Source organism: Legionella parisiensis, assembly GCF_001467945.1.
Lineage (GTDB): Bacteria > Pseudomonadota > Gammaproteobacteria > Legionellales > Legionellaceae > Legionella > Legionella parisiensis.
In genome coordinates this window covers 2493011-2513409 of sequence record NZ_LNYQ01000013.1, presented here as the reverse complement: position 1 = coordinate 2513409, position 20399 = coordinate 2493011, and the positions used below count along the sequence as shown (strand labels likewise).

Genomic DNA, 20399 nt, shown 5'->3' with positions numbered 1-20399 from the left:
TCAATGAGAGGAGAATGCAGTGCTTGAGCAATTTACTGATTATTTGCAAACTGAAATAGCGACACTTAAAAATGAAGGCTTATATAAATCAGAGCGGGTTATTTCCAGTCAGCAACAAGCGGCTGTTACAGTAAATCATAAAGAAGTAATCAATCTATGCGCTAATAATTACTTGGGTTTGGCCAATGATCCTCAACTTATTGCTGAAGGACAAAAAGCACTTGCTCAATACGGTTATGGTATGGCTTCTGTGCGGTTTATTTGTGGTACTCAAACACCTCACAAACAGCTTGAACAGAAAATAAGTCAATTTTTAAGTAAGGAAGATACTATATTATATTCTTCCTGTTTTGATGCAAACACAGGTCTTTTTGAAACTTTGTTAGGCGAAGAAGATGCGATTATTAGTGATGCATTAAATCATGCCAGTATCATTGATGGGGTTAGGCTCTGTAAAGCTGCACGTTATCGATATGCTAATAACGATATGAGCGCTTTGGAAGAGCAATTGATCGCCGCTAAAAATGCACGATTTCGTTTAATTGCTACAGACGGTGTTTTTTCCATGGATGGGATTTTGGCAAATCTGCCTGCAATTTGTGAGTTAGCCGATAAATATGATGCTATGGTTATGGTTGACGACTCCCATGCCGTTGGTTTTATGGGTGAAACTGGCCGTGGTACTCCTGAGCATTTTGGAGTTAGTGATCGCATCGATATTATCACAGGCACTCTGGGTAAGGCTTTGGGTGGTGCTTCAGGTGGTTATACTGCAGCAAATCAGGCTATAGTCGAATGGTTGCGCCAACGCTCCAGACCTTACTTATTCTCAAATACCTTAGCTCCGGTGATTGCACATACTTCTTGTGTTGTGCTGGATAATTTAATGAAAAATAATCATTGGGCTGAGAAATTAAAACGTAACAGCCATTATTTTCGTGAAGGTATGACTAAATTAGGGTTTAAGCTAATCCCTGGAGAACATCCAATTATTCCTGTGATGTTGGGTGATGCCAGCTTGGCAGGGCGGATGGCGAATCGTTTGTTAGAGTTAGGCATCTATGTTGTTGGTTTTTCTTATCCTGTCGTACCTAAGGGTTTAGCGCGAATTCGCACCCAAATGTCGGCTGCGCATGAGCTACATCATTTGGATAAAGCGATTGAGGCATTTGAAACTGTAGGTAAGGAATTTTCTGTTATTTAAAGCAAAGTCATCTTTTCTGACTTGTGCAGAGGAGATCTTATTTTGAGGTACTTTTATGAAATCATTAGTCAAGGCGAAAAAGGAACCTGGAATTTGGATGGAGGAAGTCGCTATACCTGAATATGGCGTCAATGATGTATTGATTAAAGTGAAAAAAACAGCGATATGTGGCACTGACATCCATATTTATTCCTGGGATGAATGGGCGCAAGCAACTATCCCAGTGCCTATGACTGTAGGGCATGAGTTTTATGGCGAAATTGTTGCAGTAGGGCAAGAAGTGAAAGGACTTCATGAGGGACAGCGCGTTTCTGGTGAAGGGCATATAACCTGTGGTTTCTGCCGAAATTGCCGTGCTGGTAAACGTCATCTTTGTCGTAATACTTTAGGTGTCGGGGTCAATAGACCAGGCTGCTTTGCAGAATATTTATCCATACCGGCGAGTAATGTTATTGTTCTTCCTGATAATGTTACTGCAGAAGAGGCTTCAATTTTTGACCCATTTGGAAATGCTACTCACTGTGCTTTGGCTTTTGATGTCGTAGGTGAAGATGTATTGATTACAGGTGCTGGGCCTATTGGTATTATGGCGGCTGCTATTGTAAGACATATAGGTGCGCGTCATGTAGTTATCACCGATGTGAATGATTATCGTTTGGGGTTAGCCCGGAAAATGGGGGTGACTCGTGCAGTAAATATTAAGTACGAAAAGCTGGCTGATGTAACTTCCGAGTTAGGAATGCTCGAGGGTTTTGATGTAGGTTTGGAGATGTCAGGAAACCCTATGGCTCTAAACGATATGATGAAAGCAATGAATCATGGCGGACATGTGGCTATGTTAGGCATACCACCTCAGGAAACAGCTATTGATTGGAATCAAGTTATTTTTAAAGGTCTCGTGATTAAAGGTATTTACGGACGTGAAATGTTTGAAACATGGTATAAAATGATTGCCATGTTACAAAGCGGATTGGATATTTCACCAGTCATAACGCATCGTTTCCCAATTGATGAGTACCAACAAGCATTTCAAATTATGGCATCAGGCCAGTCAGGTAAAGTAGTGCTTGATTGGTAGAAAATAAATAAGTAATCCAGGTGAAGTAAAACTATCGCCTGGGGAATATCAAACATCATTTTTCCCGGGTACGGCTGTGCCTCACCCAGGCTATAAAGGCAGTTTAAAAAGACGGAGCAGTTATGTCACAATATATTTTTACCATGAATCGTGTCAGCAAAATAGTTGAAAATCAGCGGTTTATTCTAAAAGATATTTCATTAAGTTTTTTTCCTGGCGCTAAAATCGGTGTATTAGGATTGAACGGTTCTGGTAAGTCCACTTTATTACGTATTATGGCAGGTGTTGACACTCATTTCGAGGGAGAAGCAAGACCACAGCCTGGAATTAGGATTGGTTATCTGGAGCAAGAGCCTCAATTGGATCTGGATAAAACTGTCCGGGAAATTGTTGAGGAAGGCGTAAAAGAAATGAAGGATAAACTTGCCCGCTTCGACGAAATCAGTATGCGTTTTGCAGAACCAATGAGCGATGATGAAATGAACAATTTACTAGCTGAGCAAGGTGATTTGCAAAATGCTATTGAAGCTGGTGGCGGTTGGGATTTAGATAGAAAGCTGGATGTTGCTGCTGATGCATTACGATTACCTGAATGGGATGCTGTTGTAGGTAAACTATCAGGAGGTGAGCGTCGACGAGTCGCATTATGTCGTCTGTTGCTTTCTAACCCAGATATGTTGTTACTTGATGAACCGACTAACCATTTGGATGCAGAATCCGTAGCTTGGTTAGAGCATTACCTTGAAGGGTTCCCTGGTACGGTGGTTGCGATTACCCATGATCGATATTTCTTAGATAATGCTGCAGAGTGGATATTGGAACTGGATCGTGGTGAAGGAATACCTTACAAAGGCAATTACTCTTCATGGCTTGAACAGAAAGAAGCACGGCTAGAGATGGAGCAAAAGCAAGAAGATGCTCATATGCGTGCAATGAAAGCAGAATTAGAGTGGGTGCGTACTTCACCTAAAGGACGTCATGCCAAAAACAAGGCACGTCTTGCTCGGTTTGAAGAAATGAATTCGAAAGAGTTTCAAAAGCGTAATGAAACCAATGAAATATATATCCCACCAGGTGAGCGTTTGGGTGATCTGGTTATTGAAGGTGAGAAAATTACAAAATCATTTGGCGATCGAATCTTAATTGAAAATTTGGATTTTAAACTTCCGAAGGGTGGTATCTTAGGGATTATTGGTCCTAATGGGGCAGGTAAGTCTACATTTCTAAAAATGATTACCGGCCAGGAGAAGCCTGATGATGGTGAAATTCGCGTTGGTGAAACGGTTCAATTGGCTTACGTAGACCAGATGCGTGATGAATTAAATCCCAATAAAACAGTATGGGAGGAGATTTCTGATGGACACGACATCATGCAAGTAGGGAGTTTTCAAATGCCTTCACGTGCCTATGTGGGGCGTTTCAATTTTAAAGGCTCGGATCAACAAAAGAAAATGGCCCAGCTTTCTGGAGGGGAGCGTAATCGCGTACATTTGGCAAAATTACTGAAAAGTGGCGGAAATGTATTATTACTTGACGAACCCAGTAATGATTTGGATGTCGAGACCTTACGTGCTTTGGAAGATGCAATTCTTAATTTTCCAGGTTGTGTTATTGTGATTTCGCATGACCGATGGTTTTTAGATAGGATTTGTACTCATCTGATGGCTTTTGAAGGTGATTCCCAAATTACCTTTATTGAGGGAAATTATACTGATTATGAAGCGGATCGCAGACGTCGGTTGGGTGATGCAGCAGATAGGCCATCTCGAATTAAATACAGAAAATTAGAGTCGTAAATTTTAGGGGTTTGTTGACATTTCGTTTTGGTAATCAAAAAACGAAATGTCAACAGAGCCGATTAATAGTATGAATGGGGTAGATTTTGTGAAGCTCAAGGAACAGTGTGTCAGGAAAAGTAAGTGATTTTAAGAAAGCATTAATATAAGTGGAGATAAAATTTAATGAATAAGTTGTTTTGGGCAGGTTTGTTACTGTGCATTGGTGGGTTAACATCCTGTGTTGAGAATGATCCATCTACTTTAATTACTGATGATGCAGGTTATGTGCATCGGACGGTTCATTATACAAAAGACAAACGAGGTCGTGATTATTATCCTCAGAAGATTCAGGCAACAGGTGAGAAACGTTTTATTTTCGATCCGAAGGTTTCTGCTTGGGCTGCTTATGATGAAGAAGGTAATCGTTTACTGACTGGCGGTGGATCAGCAGGTATAGACGCATGTGAAGAAAATTCAAATCAATCGTGCAGAACCGTTACTGGAACTTTTAAAGTTTATAATCGAAGAGGAGTTGACTGTAAGTCCGGGGAATATCCCGTGGATACTAAAGGCGGTGCAAGAATGCCTTATTGTACTTATTTCTATCAAGGATATACTATACATGCAGCATACGAAGTTCCTGAACATCCATCAAGTCATGGCTGCGTGCGTATTTTCCCAAGTGCTGCTAAATGGTTAAGTGAAAACTTTTTCCAAATAGGTACAAAAGTTATTGTATTGGAATACCCTGGTGAGCCTGGTGCCAATAAACCAGTTGCATCTGCATAAGTTATCAATCTCATCTTATCCTGGCCTGGGTGAAGCATAGCGAAATCCAGGCTCGCTTGGCTCCCAATGGTTTCGCTATGCTTCAACTATGATTTTTTCTCACTAAGAAAGACGATACTAAATTAAGGCGTATTAGGTGGAAGTGAGGGTTGTGTGGAGCGATTTTCTGGCAAAGTAGGCTGTCCAGGGGTAGCTGGAGTTGGAGTTGCCGAAGGATTTGCAGAAGTTGGTTGAGTTGACGTAGTAGGAGATGTAGTAGGGGGCGTAGTAGGAGATGTAGTAGGAGATGTAGTAGGAGACGTAGTAGGAGATGTAGTAGGAGATGTAGTAGGAGATGTAGTAGGAGATGTAGTAGGAGATGTAGTAGGAGATGTAGTAGGAGATGTAGTAGGGGATGTAGTAGGAGGCGTAGTAGGAGTTGTTTTTGATGGCGGGGTCATCGTTTCAATATTTGGATTCATGACCGTAGCAGGGTTAGGATTAAAATCAGGGGGTAGTTTTTGACTTACTGTTCCTCTTGGTGCAGCGATCATCTGAGTAATTCCCAAATCTCCAGTTATCTTACGCCCCACAGTCACGTCAACACTGAGTAATTGAGTTACTTTTTCTTTATCATTCTGATAAACAACTTGCACCGGCAAGTTAATTTTCCATTGATTGTCTTTTGCTTCCGTTACTACAATTTGTCCTGTCACTTGACTGCTTACAGTCAGTTTTTGGGATTTAATCGCTTCCAAATTACCTGATTTTTGTAACGCTGTATTAAAACCAGTCCATCCTTGCTCGGTAAAGCATGGTTGTAGTTTTTGCAATTGGGAGTCTAAATTATTTGGATCAAAGTCAAAAGCTTGGGTAACAGCTTTTGCGGCCCATTTCATCACCAATGACTGATCAATAGTTTTGTTATCTGGAGAAATTTTATATTCACAATTGATGGCGGCTGCTGGTACTGCTGCTGGATTGATGGAAGGTAGATTTTGACCAGGAGGAGTAGGTGTAGCAGGTGTTTGTTGCATGGCGCCAGGGGTTTGAGGAGCAGGTGTTGTTACTGACTGAGTAACATCAGCATGTACTTGAGTACCAATCAGAGTAAAAAGGGTACTCCATAGTAATGTGTTCTTCATGAAATTGACTCCTTAAATAGTATGTAGCAATTCTGCGATAATAAGAGCCGCCAGTCTAGCAGTTTTTTGTTCGTGATCCAAAGGCGGTGACAGTTCAGCAACATCAAAACTAACTACTTTGCCACTTTGAATAATGTATTTCAAGAGCGGTATAATTTGCCAAGGAGTAAGTCCCAACGGTTGTGGTGCGCTGACACCTGGAGCAAATGACTCTGCTAAGACATCCAAGCATAGAGTAAGATAAATATGATCCAGATTGAGCATGAAATCATCAAGAAAAGCTAAATGCCAGGCTAAGCTGTTCTCATATAACTCTTCTGCTGTCAGATAATTAACATTAAGCTCATCAGCTCGTTCGAAAAGGGATGGTGTATTTCCCATTTTTTGGATTCCAATACAACAATAGTGGAAGGGTTGATTATTTTCCTTGCAGTAGGCAGCAATTTGTGAAAAAGGGGTTCCCGATGTACCGGGCTGATTTTTTTGATGTGGCCTTAAATCAAAATGGGCATCAAAATTAATAATCCCTAATTTGCTGTAATGAGGTGCTAAACCCTGATAATGCGCCCATGCAATTTCATGTCCTCCACCCAAGGCAATAGTTTGATGACCTTGTTGATGGCAAAAACTGATTAAATTGGCAAATTGTGCTTGTGCAGTTTCCAGTTCATCTTTTTCACAAAAAATGGTACCTAAGTCAAAAAGAGGCTTATCTATGGAGCAAGGCAGTTTTGCCAATTGCGTTTTGATTTGATCGGGTCCTAATTTTGCTCCAGGTCTTCCCATATTGCGACGAACACCTGCATCACTGGCGAAGCCAAGGAAAACAGTTTTTTTCTCTTTAGTAATGAGATCGGTTTGTTGCGCAGGAAAAATAATTTTTTGAAAGAACCGTTCTGCATTGATAGTATCTTTTCTACCTTGCCAAAGTACATGATTGGCGCGTTGGTAATTGGAAAGATGTTCAAACATTAAATTCTCCCTATGTTCATATTATGATTTTTTTCTCAAGCTCTTACTAATAAAAAATATCTCTACGTACTAGGGGCTAGATAATTGTAGAATACAAACTACAATTTATCTTAAATGCATTTTATAAAATAAACATTCTTTTGAGTCATAGATTTATTTTTGCATTATTTAAATAAATTCCAGTCTTAATTCTCAGTTTAAATGCAATTAATGGCCATTACTGTAGAAAAATTTGCATTATAAGTCACAGTACAGCTTTTTATTCCATCAGGAAGCTTACGAATCAATTGAATTTTAGTATGTGTATAGTTACATGCAATCCAAGTTTCTTGTTTACCAAATGTCCAGGTGAGTTTTTTGACTTCAGAGTTTTCATGATCAGGTGCAAGACTTGCATTTTCTTTTGGATGACCTGAATAAAATGTAATACGCTCAAATTGATTAATAACATTCGATTCATCCGCAAACGCATCCCAATCTTTTATTTCCTGGTGTAATGATTGATTCGTTTGAATGATCTGTGGACATTGTATTGTAGCAGCGTATGCCGAGTGATATAAAACGATTAATCCACAAACAAAGTGGCTACAAACAGGAACTCTCATTAATCGACCTCAGGTATTATTTAGTTTCATTATAACATGATGGTGCCATCTCAATAGAACTCTTTCATAACCTCTATCTTTTCCTTTAGTGCAAAATCTACAGGTTATACAAGAGTTTCAATAAACATTCTTCCTTAACCCAATTGCTTTTTTGCCAAGCTCCTCAATGTCTTGCGATCAATCTTTCCTGTAAAACCATAGGGCAATTGATCCATTATGATGATTTGATAAGGACGTTTATTGATCGGTAGCGATCCATGAGCCCAATCGAGTAATGTTTGGGCAATCAATTGGTTTTTTTTTATTTTAAGCACTACATAAACGATAATCTTATCATCATTTTTTTTATTAGGATTGGGTAAAGCAATTGCAGCTGCCTCTTTGACCGCATCATGTTGATAAAAGATATTTTCGATCCCCATAGGAGAAATAAGTTCATTCCCTTTGCGAATAATGTCTACTTTACGGCTTACAAACCAGTAATAGCCTTCGTTATCTTGATACGCAAGGTCTCCAGTATAAAACCAGCCCTTCTTTATATTTTGGGCTGTCAAAACCTTATCTTGCCAATAACCGGAACACATGCTCTTACCAAGCACAATAATTTCGCCTGTTTTATGTGGTTTTAAAATAGGCACCTCTTTTTCATCAATTAATCGCATTTCCATGCCGGCTATAGGAAATCCAATCGAGCCGGTTTTCTTTTTTCCATAAGGTGGATTCATGGAGTAGATCTGAAGTTCGGACATACCACATCCTTCAGTAATTTCAATGTTGAATAGTAAGTTAAATTTTTCTTGGAGAAAAACAGGTGTTGCATCGCCGCCGGAAAAGCAAAAATCGAGTGTATTGATTTCATAATCCAAAAGCTCGGCATGATGAATAAGCTCAAGGTAAAGTTTGGGAAATCCATAGATTTTGGTAATTTGATGTAAGTGAAGTTTTGCTAATGCTTCCTTTGGATCAAACCTGGGTAATAGCACTACAGTAGCTCCAACAGCGTGAAAAGGTAAAATTTGCGAGCCAAGGCCAATCAAATAGCATACTGCAAACATTACTAACGTTCGATCACTTTGCTTAATCTGAATTTCCGTTATTTGGTTTTGCGTACCGTGGCTCAGGCTTTCATGGCTATGAACAACAGTTTTGGGTAATCCAGTAGTACCTGATGTAAAAAAAAGTAAGGCTGGATTTTCTAATTCAACTTCATCTGTTGACACGGGTGCATGCGCAGGTACGAGCAATTTTTGAAAATCCAGGACTCCTGGATAACGATTTGCTTCCGAAGTAAGATAGCATTGTTTAATCTCTTTTAAGATTTTTTCATCGTTGAGTAGCTGCTTATAATAATCTGACGTGGTTATAAAAATACCTGCTGCACTGTGTTTCAATACGTAGTAAATAAGTTCATTATTAAATTGAATGTTAACAGGAACCGCTATTGCTCCTATCATAAAGCAGGCATAGTAACATAAAATAATTTCAATACTGTTTGGTAGAAGAAAAGCAACACAATCTCCTTTTGAGATACCTTTTTCTATAAAGGAAGCAGCGAGACAATGCGTTAATTCATAGAGCTCCTGATAGGTATAACCTTGTTGATTAATAACCAAGGCAATTTTATCAGGAAATTTTTCTGCTGATTTGCTGAGTAATGTACTTAATCGATACATAGACAAAATCCTTAAGATTGTTTTCTCTATGAAACTTCGAAGAACGTAAAAATTGAGCCCGACACAAATTTATTACTTACAATCTATAATAGAATTCCTTTATCTGGCAATGCATGCGCATAAAATTATGCCAAGTTTGTTTAATGTCTGGTATTATCTGCGCATGGCAAAATCAAAACAGTAAGAGGATATTGTGATTGTTATTACTGGTGGAGGAAGTGGGATAGGAAGATCACTAGCTTTTTCTTTGGCAAAACGAGATCAATCAATCTTAATCGTAGGTAGAAGAGAAGATTTATTGCAGGAAACCGCAGCTTTTTCTTCAAAAATCCAGTACATTTGCGCTGATATTTCAACTCAGGAAGGTTTAGAGGCAATCAAAAATCGTCTGAATCACATGAATCAAGTGAGTGCTCTAGTTAATAATGCAGGAACATTAAACCCCTTGGCTCTTCTTAAGGATGTTGAGCCTAAAGACTGGAATCATGCATTCGATACAAATTTAAATGCTGCTCTTTTTCTCCCACAAATGATCTATGATAAATTAACTCATGGCCGTGTTTTAAATATCAGTTCAGGAGCTGCTTATTTTGCAATTAGGGGATGGGGGGCGTATTGTGCATCTAAAGCTGCGTTATCAATGTTAACTAAATGTTGGCAGTTGGAATCTGATTCAATTGCTTTTGCCAGTGTTATGCCAGGAATAATTGACACAAAAATGCAAGAGATTGCTCGAAGTAATGAAAATCCTGCTCATGAGCAGGTAAGTTTTTACAAGCGCTTGAAAGATGCAAATCGCCTTATTTCACCAGATACAGTTGCTGAGTTTTTGACCTGGCTTTTATTGGATGTGGATAAAAAAACTTTTGTATCCAAAGAGTGGGACATATATGATACCGAACATCATAAAGCCTGGCTTAAACCACCCCATCAAGTTTTTTATTGGGATTTTTAATGTCTGCCTGCGAAAAATTATTTTTAAATGCAACTACCATTGATGCTCAGGGTAACCAGTTAACTCAGCAAGCTATTGTGATTAAAAATGGCCTCATTGAATGGTGTGGACCGCAAGCACAAATGCCTTCACAATTTTATGAACTGCAACATAAAGAAGAATGTCAGGGACAATTAGTTACTCCGGGTCTTATTGATTGCCATACTCATTTGGTTTATGGGGGAAATCGGGCAACAGAGTTTCAAATGAAACTGGCTGGAGTGAGTTATGCTGAAATTGCTAAAGCAGGCGGTGGAATCTTATCCACAGTACACCACACACGAGCAGCATCTGAAGAGGAGTTGCTTCAACAATCCTTGCCAAGACTTCTTGCCTTACGGGCTGGTGGTGTGACAACAGTCGAGATCAAGTCGGGTTATGGTTTGGATTTGCCTAATGAATTGAAAATGCTGCGCGTAGCTAAGCGTTTAGGTGAGTTGACTGGATTAAGGGTTAGAAAAACGTTTCTTGGCGCGCATGCAATAGGCCCTGAATTTCAAGGAGACAGCCAGGCTTATGTAGAGGCTCTTTGTCAAGAAATGCTGCCTGCATTGTGTGAAGAGAATTTAGTGGATGCGGTGGATGTGTTTTGTGAGTCCATTGCTTTTTCACTCAAACAAACAGAGCAAGTTTTTACTGCTGCGCGCAAATTAAATCTCCCTATAAAATGTCATGCTGAGCAATTATCGAATCTTGGAGCAAGCGAGCTTGCAGCAGAGTTTGGCGCTTTGTCTTGTGATCATTTGGAGTTTTTAGATGAGAAAGGGGCATATTCTATGGCAAGGGCTAACACTGTTGCTGTTTTACTGCCTGGAGCCTATTATTTTCTGCGTGAAAAACAAAAACCCCCGATAGAGCTACTGCGGCGAGCTGGAGTAGGTATGGCAATAGCCACTGATTGTAATCCTGGTTCATCGCCTACTACTTCATTACGTTTGATGATGAGTATGGCCTGTCAATTCTTTTCATTATCTGTTCCTGAGTCTCTAGCTGCAGTGACAAGTCAAGCGGCAAGGGCATTAGGTTTGCAAAAGGAGCTTGGTACAATTGCTAAAGGTATGCGAGCTGATTTGGTATTGTGGTCTGTCAGCGACAGTGCCGCTCTATGTTATTATTTTGCCTATCCCTTACCGCATCGTATGATGATAGCAGGGGAATGGGTTTCTACAGAGAATAATTACTAGGAAATAAAATGATGTTAAATCCAATAAAAACAATTTTCTCTTTATGTGTCATCGTAAGTTCTTTCGCTGTGTGGGCTGTAAATCCGGTATCGATTAAAAAAGAGACGCCCGTTTATATTCTTGATATTAAATACCCCCAAGAATTTAAAGATCCACGCATCAATGCTGCAATACAGGATTTTATTGAAAAAACCAAGAAAAGTTTTTTTAAAGAAATTGCTAGTGATACGGATATTCCTGCTGATGCGCCAGGCAAATCAGGTGTACATATTACTTATTCTTTGCCCTATAAAACGAAAAATGCCTTAAGTGTTTCCTTTAATATTTCAATTTATCACCGAGGAGCTGCACATCCGTCAAATACGGTGGCTATATTAAATTTCATTAATGGCCGTCAAGTTGATTTATCTGATTTATTTCGCCCTGAAGTGAATTATTTAAAACCTATTGCCAGTTTCAGCTATAAAAAAATTGCTGCCGATAAAAATTTTTCGGACAAGAAATGGATTGAAGAAGGTACGAAGCCAATAGATAAAAATTATAAGATTTGGTCTTTTTCCTCAAATGGAATAAATATTATTTTTGATACATACCAGGTTGCTGCTTATGTTTATGGTCCGCAGACGGTAAAAATACCTTTGTCACAAATTTCATCCTTACTCAATCCTGAAATAATGCATAGTGTTTGGGGTCGTTAATGGCTGATATTCCTTTTATACCTGCTGATAAAAATGTAGCGGAACTTTCTTTTCGAGTGATTTTTCTTGCAATCATACTGACTGTTTTGTTGGCCATGTCTAATGCATATCTTGCCTTGAAGCTGGGGATTTTGACTTCTGCATCCATTCCTGCTGCAATTATTTCTATGGGTATTTTGCGCTTTTTTAAAAACTCTACCATTCTTGAAAATAATGCAGTGCAAACCGCAGCATCTGCCGGTGAAGCAGTTGCAGGAGGAATTGTTTATACAATCCCTGCATTGATTATTATTGGTTTTTGGAACCATTTTGATTACTTCACCAATTTTTTTATTGCGGTTTGTGGCGGAGTCTTAGGGGTATTATTCTCAATTCCGCTCCGTCGTATTTTGGTCCATGATCAATCTTTAAAATTCCCCGAGGGAAGAGCAATTGCGGAGGTATTAAAATCTTCTGTTGAAAAAGCAGGCATTGGGGATATATTAATTGGGGGAGCGGTAGGTGCACTTATTGAATTATTCCAAACTGGATTTAAAGTAATTGCTAACAGTTGGGGATATTGGTTCGTGGTAAAACGATCGCTCTTTGGCCTTGGCGCTGGTTTTTCTGCTACGATGATCGGTGCTGGTTATCTTGTTGGCCATGATATGGCGATCAGTATTTTTTTGGGAGCAATAATCTCTTGGTTAGTAGCACTGCCTGTTGTCAGCCATTTTAATCCTGAATTTGTAAATCATTACACTGCAGAACAAGCTGCAACATTTTTATGGAACAGCGAAATGCGCTATCTGGGAATAGGTGCTATGTTGTTTGCAGGGGTCTGGACTTTTTTAAAATTAGTTAAACCGTTATCTAGAAGTATTCATACTTCACTGAAAGCATATATGTCCAAAGGGGGAAAGGTTGATACTGAGCTGCCGCGAATTGATAAAGATATCCCATTACCTTATATATTGATAGGAACTGGTATATTTGCTGCAATCTTATTTCTATTTTTTCAGTTTGTTCTTCCTTTAGGACAAGTAGGATTGGATAATCAATACTCACCAACACTAGTTTTTTTTGCTGTACTTTATGTCTTATTTATAGGGTTTATTTTTTCGGTTATTACTGCTTATTTTTCAGGTATGGTTGGGGTTACGGCAAGTCCTGGGAGTTCGGTTGTAATCTCAGGAATGCTTTTTGCTGCCTGGTTGTTGTTAGTCGCGATTGATCATTTATTGCCACTACCCTTAAGCCCGCAACAAATTCAGGCAGCTGAGGCAATTACGATTATTATTGGCGCTGTAGTTACCGGCATTGCGGCGATTGCGAATGATAATACCCAAGATCTCAAAGTGGGACAGCTTGTCGGGGCGACCCCATGGAAACAACAATTGATGTTGTTGTTGGGTGTGGTGATTTCTTCCATAGTAATTCCTCCTGTAATGCAATTGTTATTTAATGTGTATGGAATTGCAGGAGTAATGCCTCATTCTAACATGGATATAAGTCAATCTTTGCCTGCACCAACAGCTGCTTTAATGGCTGCTATTACGGAAGCTGTTTTCAGAAATTCATTACCTTGGGCCATGATGTTCATAGGTTCTGCAATTATTCTGATTATTATTTTTCTCAATTATATTTTCAAATTACAGCGTTATTTAAATTTATCCATTTTAGGAATCGCTATAGGAATGTATTTACCAATTTCTTCCTCATTTCCACTTTTCATTGGCGGTATGATTGCATTGTTCGTTAAAAAACGTTTGAAACGCACTACTCCTGTTAAAGAAGAAGCAATCATCCGAATACAAAGAGGGACTTTGATTGCCTGTGGTTTGGTTGCAGGTTCTGCAATTATGGATGTTTTGCTTGCAATTCCTTTTTCAATTTTTCAAAGTCCGGATGCTTTGCAATTAGTCGGTCCAGGCTGGGAAAATATAGGTGTGTATTTGGGCGTTTTATCTACTTTATTACTTGCTTGGTGGATAACTCATAGAGTCGTTGGAAAAAGAAACGATTCAGTTTCATAATTTCGTAATCTAAGCCGAATGTAACCTGGCTGGCTTGCAGCCAGGAAATAATCTGGAAGAAAACCTAAATCTTGCTTGGCGTGATTTAGGTTTATAGAATGAAGCCAATTACATATTTAAAGTGATTCTACTCGAGTTTTATGTTGGAGTAGCTTTTCCTTAGTTTGTTGAGCTTGCGCTAATTTTTCACGTTCTTTAGCGATAATTTCTGCAGGTGCTTTATCAGTAAATTTAGGGTTATTTAACTTACCTTCAGCAAGCCCAATGTCTTTATCTAATTTGGCTAATTCCTTTGTTAAACGCCCCAATTCCGCATCTTTATCAATTAAGTCAGCCATAGGAATGAGTAATTCAATGTCACCCAATACCGCAGTTGCAGATACAGGTACTTTTTCATCCGCTGCAAGATAATGAATTTGACTTAATTTACTCAGCGCTTTTAAAGTATGCTGATACTTTTCCACTCTCTCTTTAAGTACCGGTGTGATATTACGAATATAAAGCGGAATAAGCTTAGCGGGTGAGATCGACATTTCACTACGTATGGTGCGGACGGCTTGAATCGCTGATTTTAACCATTCCAACTCATCCTCAATGGTTTCATTGATAAATTCAGGATTTACTTGAGGATACGCACTAACCATAATGCTTGAACCATTATCACTGGTTAATTTTGTAGTACGTTGCCAAATTTCTTCTGTAATGAATGGCATTAAAGGGTGCAACATTTTAAGAATTCGATCAAGAACGTGAATCAAGGTTCTGCGAGTTCCTCGTTTTAAAGCACTCAATGCATGTTCGTCTTGGAATACAGGCTTGGATAATTCCAGATACCAATCGCAATATTCATGCCATACAAATTCGTAAATCGTGTTTGATAACAAATCAAATCGATACGTTTCAAAATAATGATGTACTTTGCTTATAGTGCGTTGCAAACGAGATAAAATCCACTGATCTGCTGGGGTATACTGAAACGCTCCATCATCAAACTCTACTTGCTCCTCATCGGTATTGAGTAATACATAACGCGCAGCATTCCACAGTTTGTTGCAAAAATTACGGTAACCTTCCACTCGGCCTATATCAAAGCGTACATTACGACCTGTAGATGCCAGAGAGCAATAGGTAAAGCGAAGTGCATCTGTACCATAGGCGCTAATGCCTTCAGGGAATTCCTTACGGGTATTTTTTATTATTTTGTCACGAACTGATTGTAACATCAGATTAGAAGTTCGTTTTGCAATAAGTGATTCGAGATCAATCCCATCAACAATGTCTAAAGGATCAAGCACATTACCTTTAGATTTGGACATTTTATGTCCTTCACTATCTCGGATTAATCCAGTAATAAAGACTTCTTTAAAAGGAATTTTTCCAGTAAATTTTAAGCCCATCATAATCATACGAGCAACCCAGAAAAAGATAATATCAAAGCCAGTGACGAGTACTGAAGTGGGGTAGAACTGTTCTAATTCAGGAGTACGTTCAGGCCAGCCCAGAGTTGAAAAAGGCCAAAGTGCCGAAGAAAACCAGGTATCTAAAACGTCTTCATCTTGCTTTAGCACCGTTGAATCTTTAATTTTGTATTTAAAACGTACATCGTTTTCACTGTACCCTACATAGACATTACCATTGCTATCATACCATGCAGGTATTCGATGTCCCCACCATAATTGACGGCTAATACACCAATCTTCGATGTTGTCCATCCATTGAAAATATGTTTTGCTCCAGGTTTCCGGAATAAATCGAATTTCGCCATTTTTCACAGCTGCTATTGCTGGCTCAGCTAAGGGTTGAGTTTTTACATACCATTGATCGGTTAATAGGGGCTCTATAATGACATGTGATTTTTCGCCACGAGGTACTTTTAACTTATGTGCTTCTGTTTTAATCAATAAGCCTGCTTCTTCCAGATCCTTAACAATTTGTTCCCGAGCTATAAATCGATCCATACCCTGATATTTTAATGGGGCATTTTTATTAATAGAGGCCTTCTTAGTTAAGATATTGATAACAGGAAGATTATGGCGTCTACCTACTTCATGATCGTTAAAGTCATGGGCAGGTGTAATTTTAACGCAGCCACTGCCAAACTCTTTATCCACATATTCATCAGCGATTATGGGGATGGTCCTATCACAAAGAGGGAGATGAACCTGTTGCCCAATTAGATGTTTGAAGCGCTGATCTTCAGGATGTACAGCAACTGCTGTGTCGCCTAACATGGTTTCGGGGCGGGTGGTAGCTACAATAAGCGATTCAGTAGAGTTAACTACTGGGTAGCGAATATGCCAGAGAAAACCATCTTCCTCTTCAGAAAGCACTTCAAGATCAGATACTGCAGTACCTAATTTAGGATCCCAATTCACTAAACGGGTTCCACGGTAAATTAGTCCTTCATCATAGAGTTGCACAAATACTTTTTGTACGGCAGCTGATAATCCCTCATCCATGGTAAATCGTTCGCGACTCCAGTCCACAGAAGCACCCAAACGTCTCATTTGTTGCGTGATGGTATTACCTGATTCATTTTTCCATTGCCAAACGCGTTCTAAAAATTGTTCACGGCTAAGATCTTTTCTCGAAATTCCTGAAGCCTCGAGCTGACGTTCAACAACAAGTTGCGTTGAAATTCCTGCGTGGTCAGTACCTGGTTGCCATAAAGTTTTATCACCTAACATCCGATGATAACGGGTCAGCGCATCCATAATCGTATGCTGAAAACCATGTCCCATGTGCAGGCTGCCGGTGACGTTAGGAGGAGGAAGCATGATGCAATATTTTTTACCGTCACCATGAGGTTGGAAATAATGATGATTTTCCCAATTTTTATAGCATGCTTTTTCAATTGCTTCAGGGGAATAGATTTTATCCATGATTAAACCTGTACTGATAAAAGACGAAATATTATCACAAATTCCATCGTAAGTTGAATTAATAAGGGCAACAATACTCGGTGTTTAAATTAATTTAGGGGATATTGTTATAGCAACTGCCATGAATTGTATTTCAAGGCAGTTGCTATACTTACTTATTAAAGGACTTCCATGTTTAAACATGCGAGTATTTTCAAATTTCATTAGAATTAACCATATGGCATTGCTGAATATTTTGATCTGAGGTTGAGGACTCTGCTGCAGCAAACAGACCAAATTGATTGAGTCCTTGTGAGCCACTTTGATTTTCATCATTTTGCTGGCTCTTTGCTTCGAGGAGTTCTGCAAGCTGGAGGTAGCCGAATTTAAGAAGATGCGCCCGTTCATACTCCTTGTCATTATTCAGAGCAAATTTATTCTGGATATAAGGTATAAAGGAGCATATCTGCTCTTCCTCATATTTATTTTTTAATGAACGAATAAAGGCATCCAATTGTTCATGACTGATATTGATAGATTTTAAGGCTTCCCAATCTTCATTCGTTCTCTCTTCCAATAGGATCCCTTTTTCCCAGGCGATTTTAATGGCGTCACGATTGGTATCATGAATGCTGTCTTTAAAATGCTGGCGGACAAATTCACAAATTTCTTGTTTGATGAGGTCCGCAGTAAGAAGAATAAAATAAGGATGACCAAGTACTGATTGGAATAAACGGCGTTTCACCCCTGAAAAGCAACTTGGTTTGTCGCCCTCAAGATCATCAAATTCTTCAGTGACATGGTTTGCGTCGACATCAGCGATGATGCGGGTTTTGTCCCAGTTATGTGCGCGTCCAATGAGTGCGAGCTCATCGATGAAGTGTTCCAATCTTGATTCAAAGGTATGATGGTCAAGACATGGGATTGTTTTATCTAGTACCGCTAAATAAAGCATGCTGATGAGTGATTGGTATTCTTCAAAGGTGGACCACTTTTCGGTGATGTTATGTGGATTAACATAGACATAACTGGCATGTTCGTGCATCCAGGGGTTAGGTTTGGATAAATAACGCCACGCGGAATGTGCTTTATGTTGATAGTAGGCTTTCAGAGCATCTTGATAGGTTGATACATCGAGACGAAGAGCTTGTAATGTCTCCCAGCGCAGGGGTAGGCTTATAATGGTTTGTTTGCCTTGATGCTCGATAGTGATGGCTGCTGGATTTTGTTCATATTGTTGTGCGAGCATGGCATATAACTCCTCCATGATTAAAGATACACCTGCCTGTTGGAGCATAGGTTGATAATGTGTGATGGCTTTTTCCAGGCGTTTTTGCTCACCTTGAGTCAGGGCAGTCATTGCAGATTCTCTGTTTCGAGCCAGGGCACGCAAATCCAGTCCACCGCGTTGTTCAGTGCGGTAAAAGTTATTTTGTGCGGCAAGCTCTCGCACGGCGGGAATCCCTAATAAGAGTTCAGCTGCAGTTTCATTACCTAAGCTGAGAGCAAGACGCAACAATTCGTTTGGCTGATGAGGTGTCACTTCGGTATGGGCTAATGCTTTCACCGACGGAATACTTAGCAAAAGTAAAATATCATCTCTTCGCGCTGGGTTATTTTGTCTGATGAGATTTCTTAAGACATGAAATAGGAGTTTTGCTTCCTCAGGGGAAGTGATATCAAATACTGCATAAGCATTTTCTTGCTCGACGGTATTTTTCTGGACCTGAAGGTCAGTAAGCTTTTTTGTCACAAAGGGAGTAACATATTTACCATACTCAATCTGGTGCTGTTCGGCATAGGCAAAGCCATTGGCCTGGGACAGGAAGAAATTGATAATAGGAAGTGGATCTTGTATTGAAGTAGCCCAAAGAAAAATATAAATGCTGTAATTTGTAACCATTTCTTGAAATGTTCCAGGAGCTTTTTCAGCCAGGAATTGAAGGACGGATAAACTTTCGTTTTCTATGGTGCGATGAAAAATGGAAAAGATGTTATCATCAATTATTTCTTGAAATTTTTCCGGAGCTTTTTCAGCCAAGAATTGAAGAACTGGTAAATGACTTTTTTGGAAAGCGCAGCTAAAAGTGTTCCTGTCAGCAGCTTCAAAAATCATCTCTTTCAGTTTTTCCGGAGCTTTATCAGCTAAGAATTGGAGAGTTGATAAATGACATTCTTGGACAGCCCTGCTAAAAGTGTTGCCGTCAATAGCTGAAATCATCTCTTGCAGTTTTTCAGGAGCTTTTTCGGCTAAGAATTCAAGTATTAATATATGACCGTTTGCTGCAGCGTGTTTGAAAGCGAGATAGTTGTTAGCCGCAATCATCTTTTGCAGTTTTTCAGGTGCTTTTTCGGCCAAGAATTGAAGAATTGATAAATGATCCTTATTTGCAGCGTAGCTAAAAGCGAAATAGTTATCGGCATCGATCATTTCTTGCAGTTTTTCAGGAGCTTTTTCGGCTAAGAATTGACAGATTGATAAATGACCGTTTGCTGCAGCATATTTAAAAGCGAAATAATCCTGAGACGCGATCATCTCTTGCAGTTTTTCAGGAGCTTTTTCGGCTAAGAATTGACAGATTGATAAATGACCGTTTGCTGCAGCATGTTTAAAAGCGAAATAATCCTGAGCCGCGATCATCTCTTGCAGTTTTTCTGGAGCTATTTCGATCAAAAATTGAATGATCGATAAATGACCATTCTCTGCAGCGAGCCTAAAAGCAAGATAATTCTCAGAAGCGATCATCTCTTGCAATTTTTCTGGAGCTATTTCGATCAAAAATTGAATGATCGATAAATGACCATTTTCTGCAGCGAGTCTAAAAGCGAGATAATTCTCAGAGGCAATCATCTCTTGCAATTTTTCAGGAACTTTTTCGACTAAGTATTGAAGGATTGATAAATGGCAATGGTTGGCAGATTGGATAAAAACATCATAATTATTCGCTGCAATCATATCTTGCAATGATTGTGTAGAATATTTTGTCAATAAATCCTTAAAATAATGATCATTCCCCAATAAAACTGCCGCTTGAAACATCAATTCATCCGTCATACCTAACCTATCTCCTATATGCTGAAGAGTTTCCGAATTAAATTCAGGATGACTGAGCGCAATTCCAAACCATACACAAAGCAACTGGTTTTTAAAGAAGGAGAGGGGGTATGCCCCAGGTTTTAAGTCATCTATTAACACGTGTAATAAATCAAGATCACTTTCTTGCATTAAGGGGATTAAATAGTCAGGAAGCTCTTTAAAAAAAAGTCTATCCCAGAGAGTTTGCGGGATTAACTTGGCTTGTGAATGCTGCATTCTTTCTTCATGCGTGGAAAATTTCATTTTTATGACCTTGTGAATTATGATACGAATAATTGATGATTAATTAACCATTATGGGCATGATATAAACTTTGAATGTTTATTA

The 20399-nt window shown here is 39.2% G+C and carries 14 protein-coding genes; 8 read left to right on the top strand and 6 right to left on the bottom strand.

Features of this window, described 5'->3' with window-relative positions:
• The first annotated feature begins 19 nt into the window (after positions 1-19).
• From Lpar_RS17215 to Lpar_RS17200, 4 genes are all read left to right on the top strand, one after another.
• Complete coding sequence (locus tag Lpar_RS17215; protein ID WP_058518990.1) at positions 20-1204, top strand: glycine C-acetyltransferase; 1185 nt, start codon at positions 20-22, stop codon at positions 1202-1204.
• Positions 1205-1259: 55 nt separating this feature from the next.
• Positions 1260-2282, top strand: coding sequence for an L-threonine 3-dehydrogenase (gene tdh, locus Lpar_RS17210; RefSeq protein WP_058518989.1), 1023 nt, complete (start codon positions 1260-1262; stop codon positions 2280-2282).
• Between the two features lie 122 nt (positions 2283-2404).
• Positions 2405-4078 (top strand): energy-dependent translational throttle protein EttA, encoded by a 1674-nt coding sequence (gene ettA, locus Lpar_RS17205; protein ID WP_058518988.1) that lies wholly within the window; start codon positions 2405-2407, stop codon positions 4076-4078.
• 165 nt (positions 4079-4243) lie between these two features.
• Positions 4244-4849 (top strand): L,D-transpeptidase, encoded by a 606-nt coding sequence (locus Lpar_RS17200; RefSeq protein ID WP_058518987.1) that lies wholly within the window; start codon positions 4244-4246, stop codon positions 4847-4849.
• 122 nt (positions 4850-4971) lie between these two features.
• Here the strand turns inward: Lpar_RS17200 and Lpar_RS17195 are convergent, their stop codons facing one another.
• The 4 genes from Lpar_RS17195 to Lpar_RS17180 form a co-directional block, all read right to left on the bottom strand.
• Positions 4972-5973, bottom strand: a complete 1002-nt coding sequence (locus Lpar_RS17195; protein WP_058518986.1) for a DotI/IcmL family type IV secretion protein — start codon at positions 5971-5973, stop codon at positions 4972-4974.
• Positions 5974-5985: 12 nt separating this feature from the next.
• Positions 5986-6945: a formimidoylglutamase gene (hutG, locus tag Lpar_RS17190; protein ID WP_058518985.1), complete on the bottom strand. Its 960-nt coding sequence runs from the start codon at positions 6943-6945 to the stop codon at positions 5986-5988.
• A gap of 197 nt (positions 6946-7142) precedes the next feature.
• On the bottom strand, positions 7143-7550 hold the full coding sequence (locus Lpar_RS17185) for an STY0301 family protein (protein WP_058518984.1): 408 nt from the start codon (positions 7548-7550) through the stop codon (positions 7143-7145).
• 134 nt (positions 7551-7684) lie between these two features.
• The gene (locus tag Lpar_RS17180; RefSeq protein WP_058518983.1) at positions 7685-9223 is read right to left on the bottom strand and encodes a class I adenylate-forming enzyme family protein; all 1539 of its coding nucleotides are present in this window, start codon (positions 9221-9223) and stop codon (positions 7685-7687) included.
• A gap of 193 nt (positions 9224-9416) precedes the next feature.
• Here Lpar_RS17180 and Lpar_RS17175 point away from each other — a divergent pair, with 193 nt between their 5' ends.
• The 4 genes from Lpar_RS17175 to Lpar_RS17160 are packed head-to-tail and all read left to right on the top strand — an operon-like array spanning position 9417 to position 14114.
• Positions 9417-10178 carry an SDR family NAD(P)-dependent oxidoreductase gene (locus Lpar_RS17175; RefSeq protein ID WP_058518982.1) on the top strand — a complete coding sequence of 254 codons (762 nt, stop codon included), beginning with the start codon at positions 9417-9419 and terminating at the stop codon, positions 10176-10178.
• Complete coding sequence (gene hutI / locus Lpar_RS17170; RefSeq protein WP_058518981.1) at positions 10178-11401, top strand: imidazolonepropionase; 1224 nt, start codon at positions 10178-10180, stop codon at positions 11399-11401. Before Lpar_RS17175 ends, hutI begins: the two co-directional genes overlap by 1 nt.
• Before the next feature lie 11 nt (positions 11402-11412).
• Positions 11413-12099, top strand: a complete 687-nt coding sequence (locus tag Lpar_RS17165; RefSeq protein ID WP_058519316.1) for a DUF3298 and DUF4163 domain-containing protein — start codon at positions 11413-11415, stop codon at positions 12097-12099.
• On the top strand, positions 12099-14114 hold the full coding sequence (locus Lpar_RS17160) for an OPT family oligopeptide transporter (RefSeq protein ID WP_058518980.1): 2016 nt from the start codon (positions 12099-12101) through the stop codon (positions 14112-14114). The genes Lpar_RS17165 and Lpar_RS17160 overlap by 1 nt, the downstream gene beginning before the upstream one ends.
• Before the next feature lie 116 nt (positions 14115-14230).
• Here the strand turns inward: Lpar_RS17160 and Lpar_RS17155 are convergent, their stop codons facing one another.
• Complete coding sequence (locus Lpar_RS17155) at positions 14231-16996, bottom strand: valine--tRNA ligase (RefSeq protein ID WP_058518979.1); 2766 nt, start codon at positions 16994-16996, stop codon at positions 14231-14233.
• Between the two features lie 193 nt (positions 16997-17189).
• On the bottom strand, positions 17190-20315 hold the full coding sequence (locus tag Lpar_RS17150) for an ankyrin repeat domain-containing protein (RefSeq protein WP_058518978.1): 3126 nt from the start codon (positions 20313-20315) through the stop codon (positions 17190-17192).
• Positions 20316-20399 lie beyond the last annotated feature (84 nt).

Coding starts and splice junctions, on each gene's coding strand:
- tdh (WP_058518989.1), top strand. CDS start 1,260: ATGAAATCATTAGTCAAGGCGAAAAAGGAACCTGGAATTTGGATGGAG.
- ettA (WP_058518988.1), top strand. CDS start 2,405: ATGTCACAATATATTTTTACCATGAATCGTGTCAGCAAAATAGTTGAA.
- Lpar_RS17200 (WP_058518987.1), top strand. CDS start 4,244: ATGAATAAGTTGTTTTGGGCAGGTTTGTTACTGTGCATTGGTGGGTTA.
- Lpar_RS17195 (WP_058518986.1), bottom strand. CDS start 5,973: ATGAAGAACACATTACTATGGAGTACCCTTTTTACTCTGATTGGTACT.
- hutG (WP_058518985.1), bottom strand. CDS start 6,945: ATGTTTGAACATCTTTCCAATTACCAACGCGCCAATCATGTACTTTGG.
- Lpar_RS17185 (WP_058518984.1), bottom strand. CDS start 7,550: ATGAGAGTTCCTGTTTGTAGCCACTTTGTTTGTGGATTAATCGTTTTA.
- Lpar_RS17180 (WP_058518983.1), bottom strand. CDS start 9,223: ATGTATCGATTAAGTACATTACTCAGCAAATCAGCAGAAAAATTTCCT.
- hutI (WP_058518981.1), top strand. CDS start 10,178: ATGTCTGCCTGCGAAAAATTATTTTTAAATGCAACTACCATTGATGCT.
- Lpar_RS17165 (WP_058519316.1), top strand. CDS start 11,413: ATGTTAAATCCAATAAAAACAATTTTCTCTTTATGTGTCATCGTAAGT.
- Lpar_RS17160 (WP_058518980.1), top strand. CDS start 12,099: ATGGCTGATATTCCTTTTATACCTGCTGATAAAAATGTAGCGGAACTT.
- Lpar_RS17155 (WP_058518979.1), bottom strand. CDS start 16,996: ATGGATAAAATCTATTCCCCTGAAGCAATTGAAAAAGCATGCTATAAA.
- Lpar_RS17150 (WP_058518978.1), bottom strand. CDS start 20,315: ATGAAATTTTCCACGCATGAAGAAAGAATGCAGCATTCACAAGCCAAG.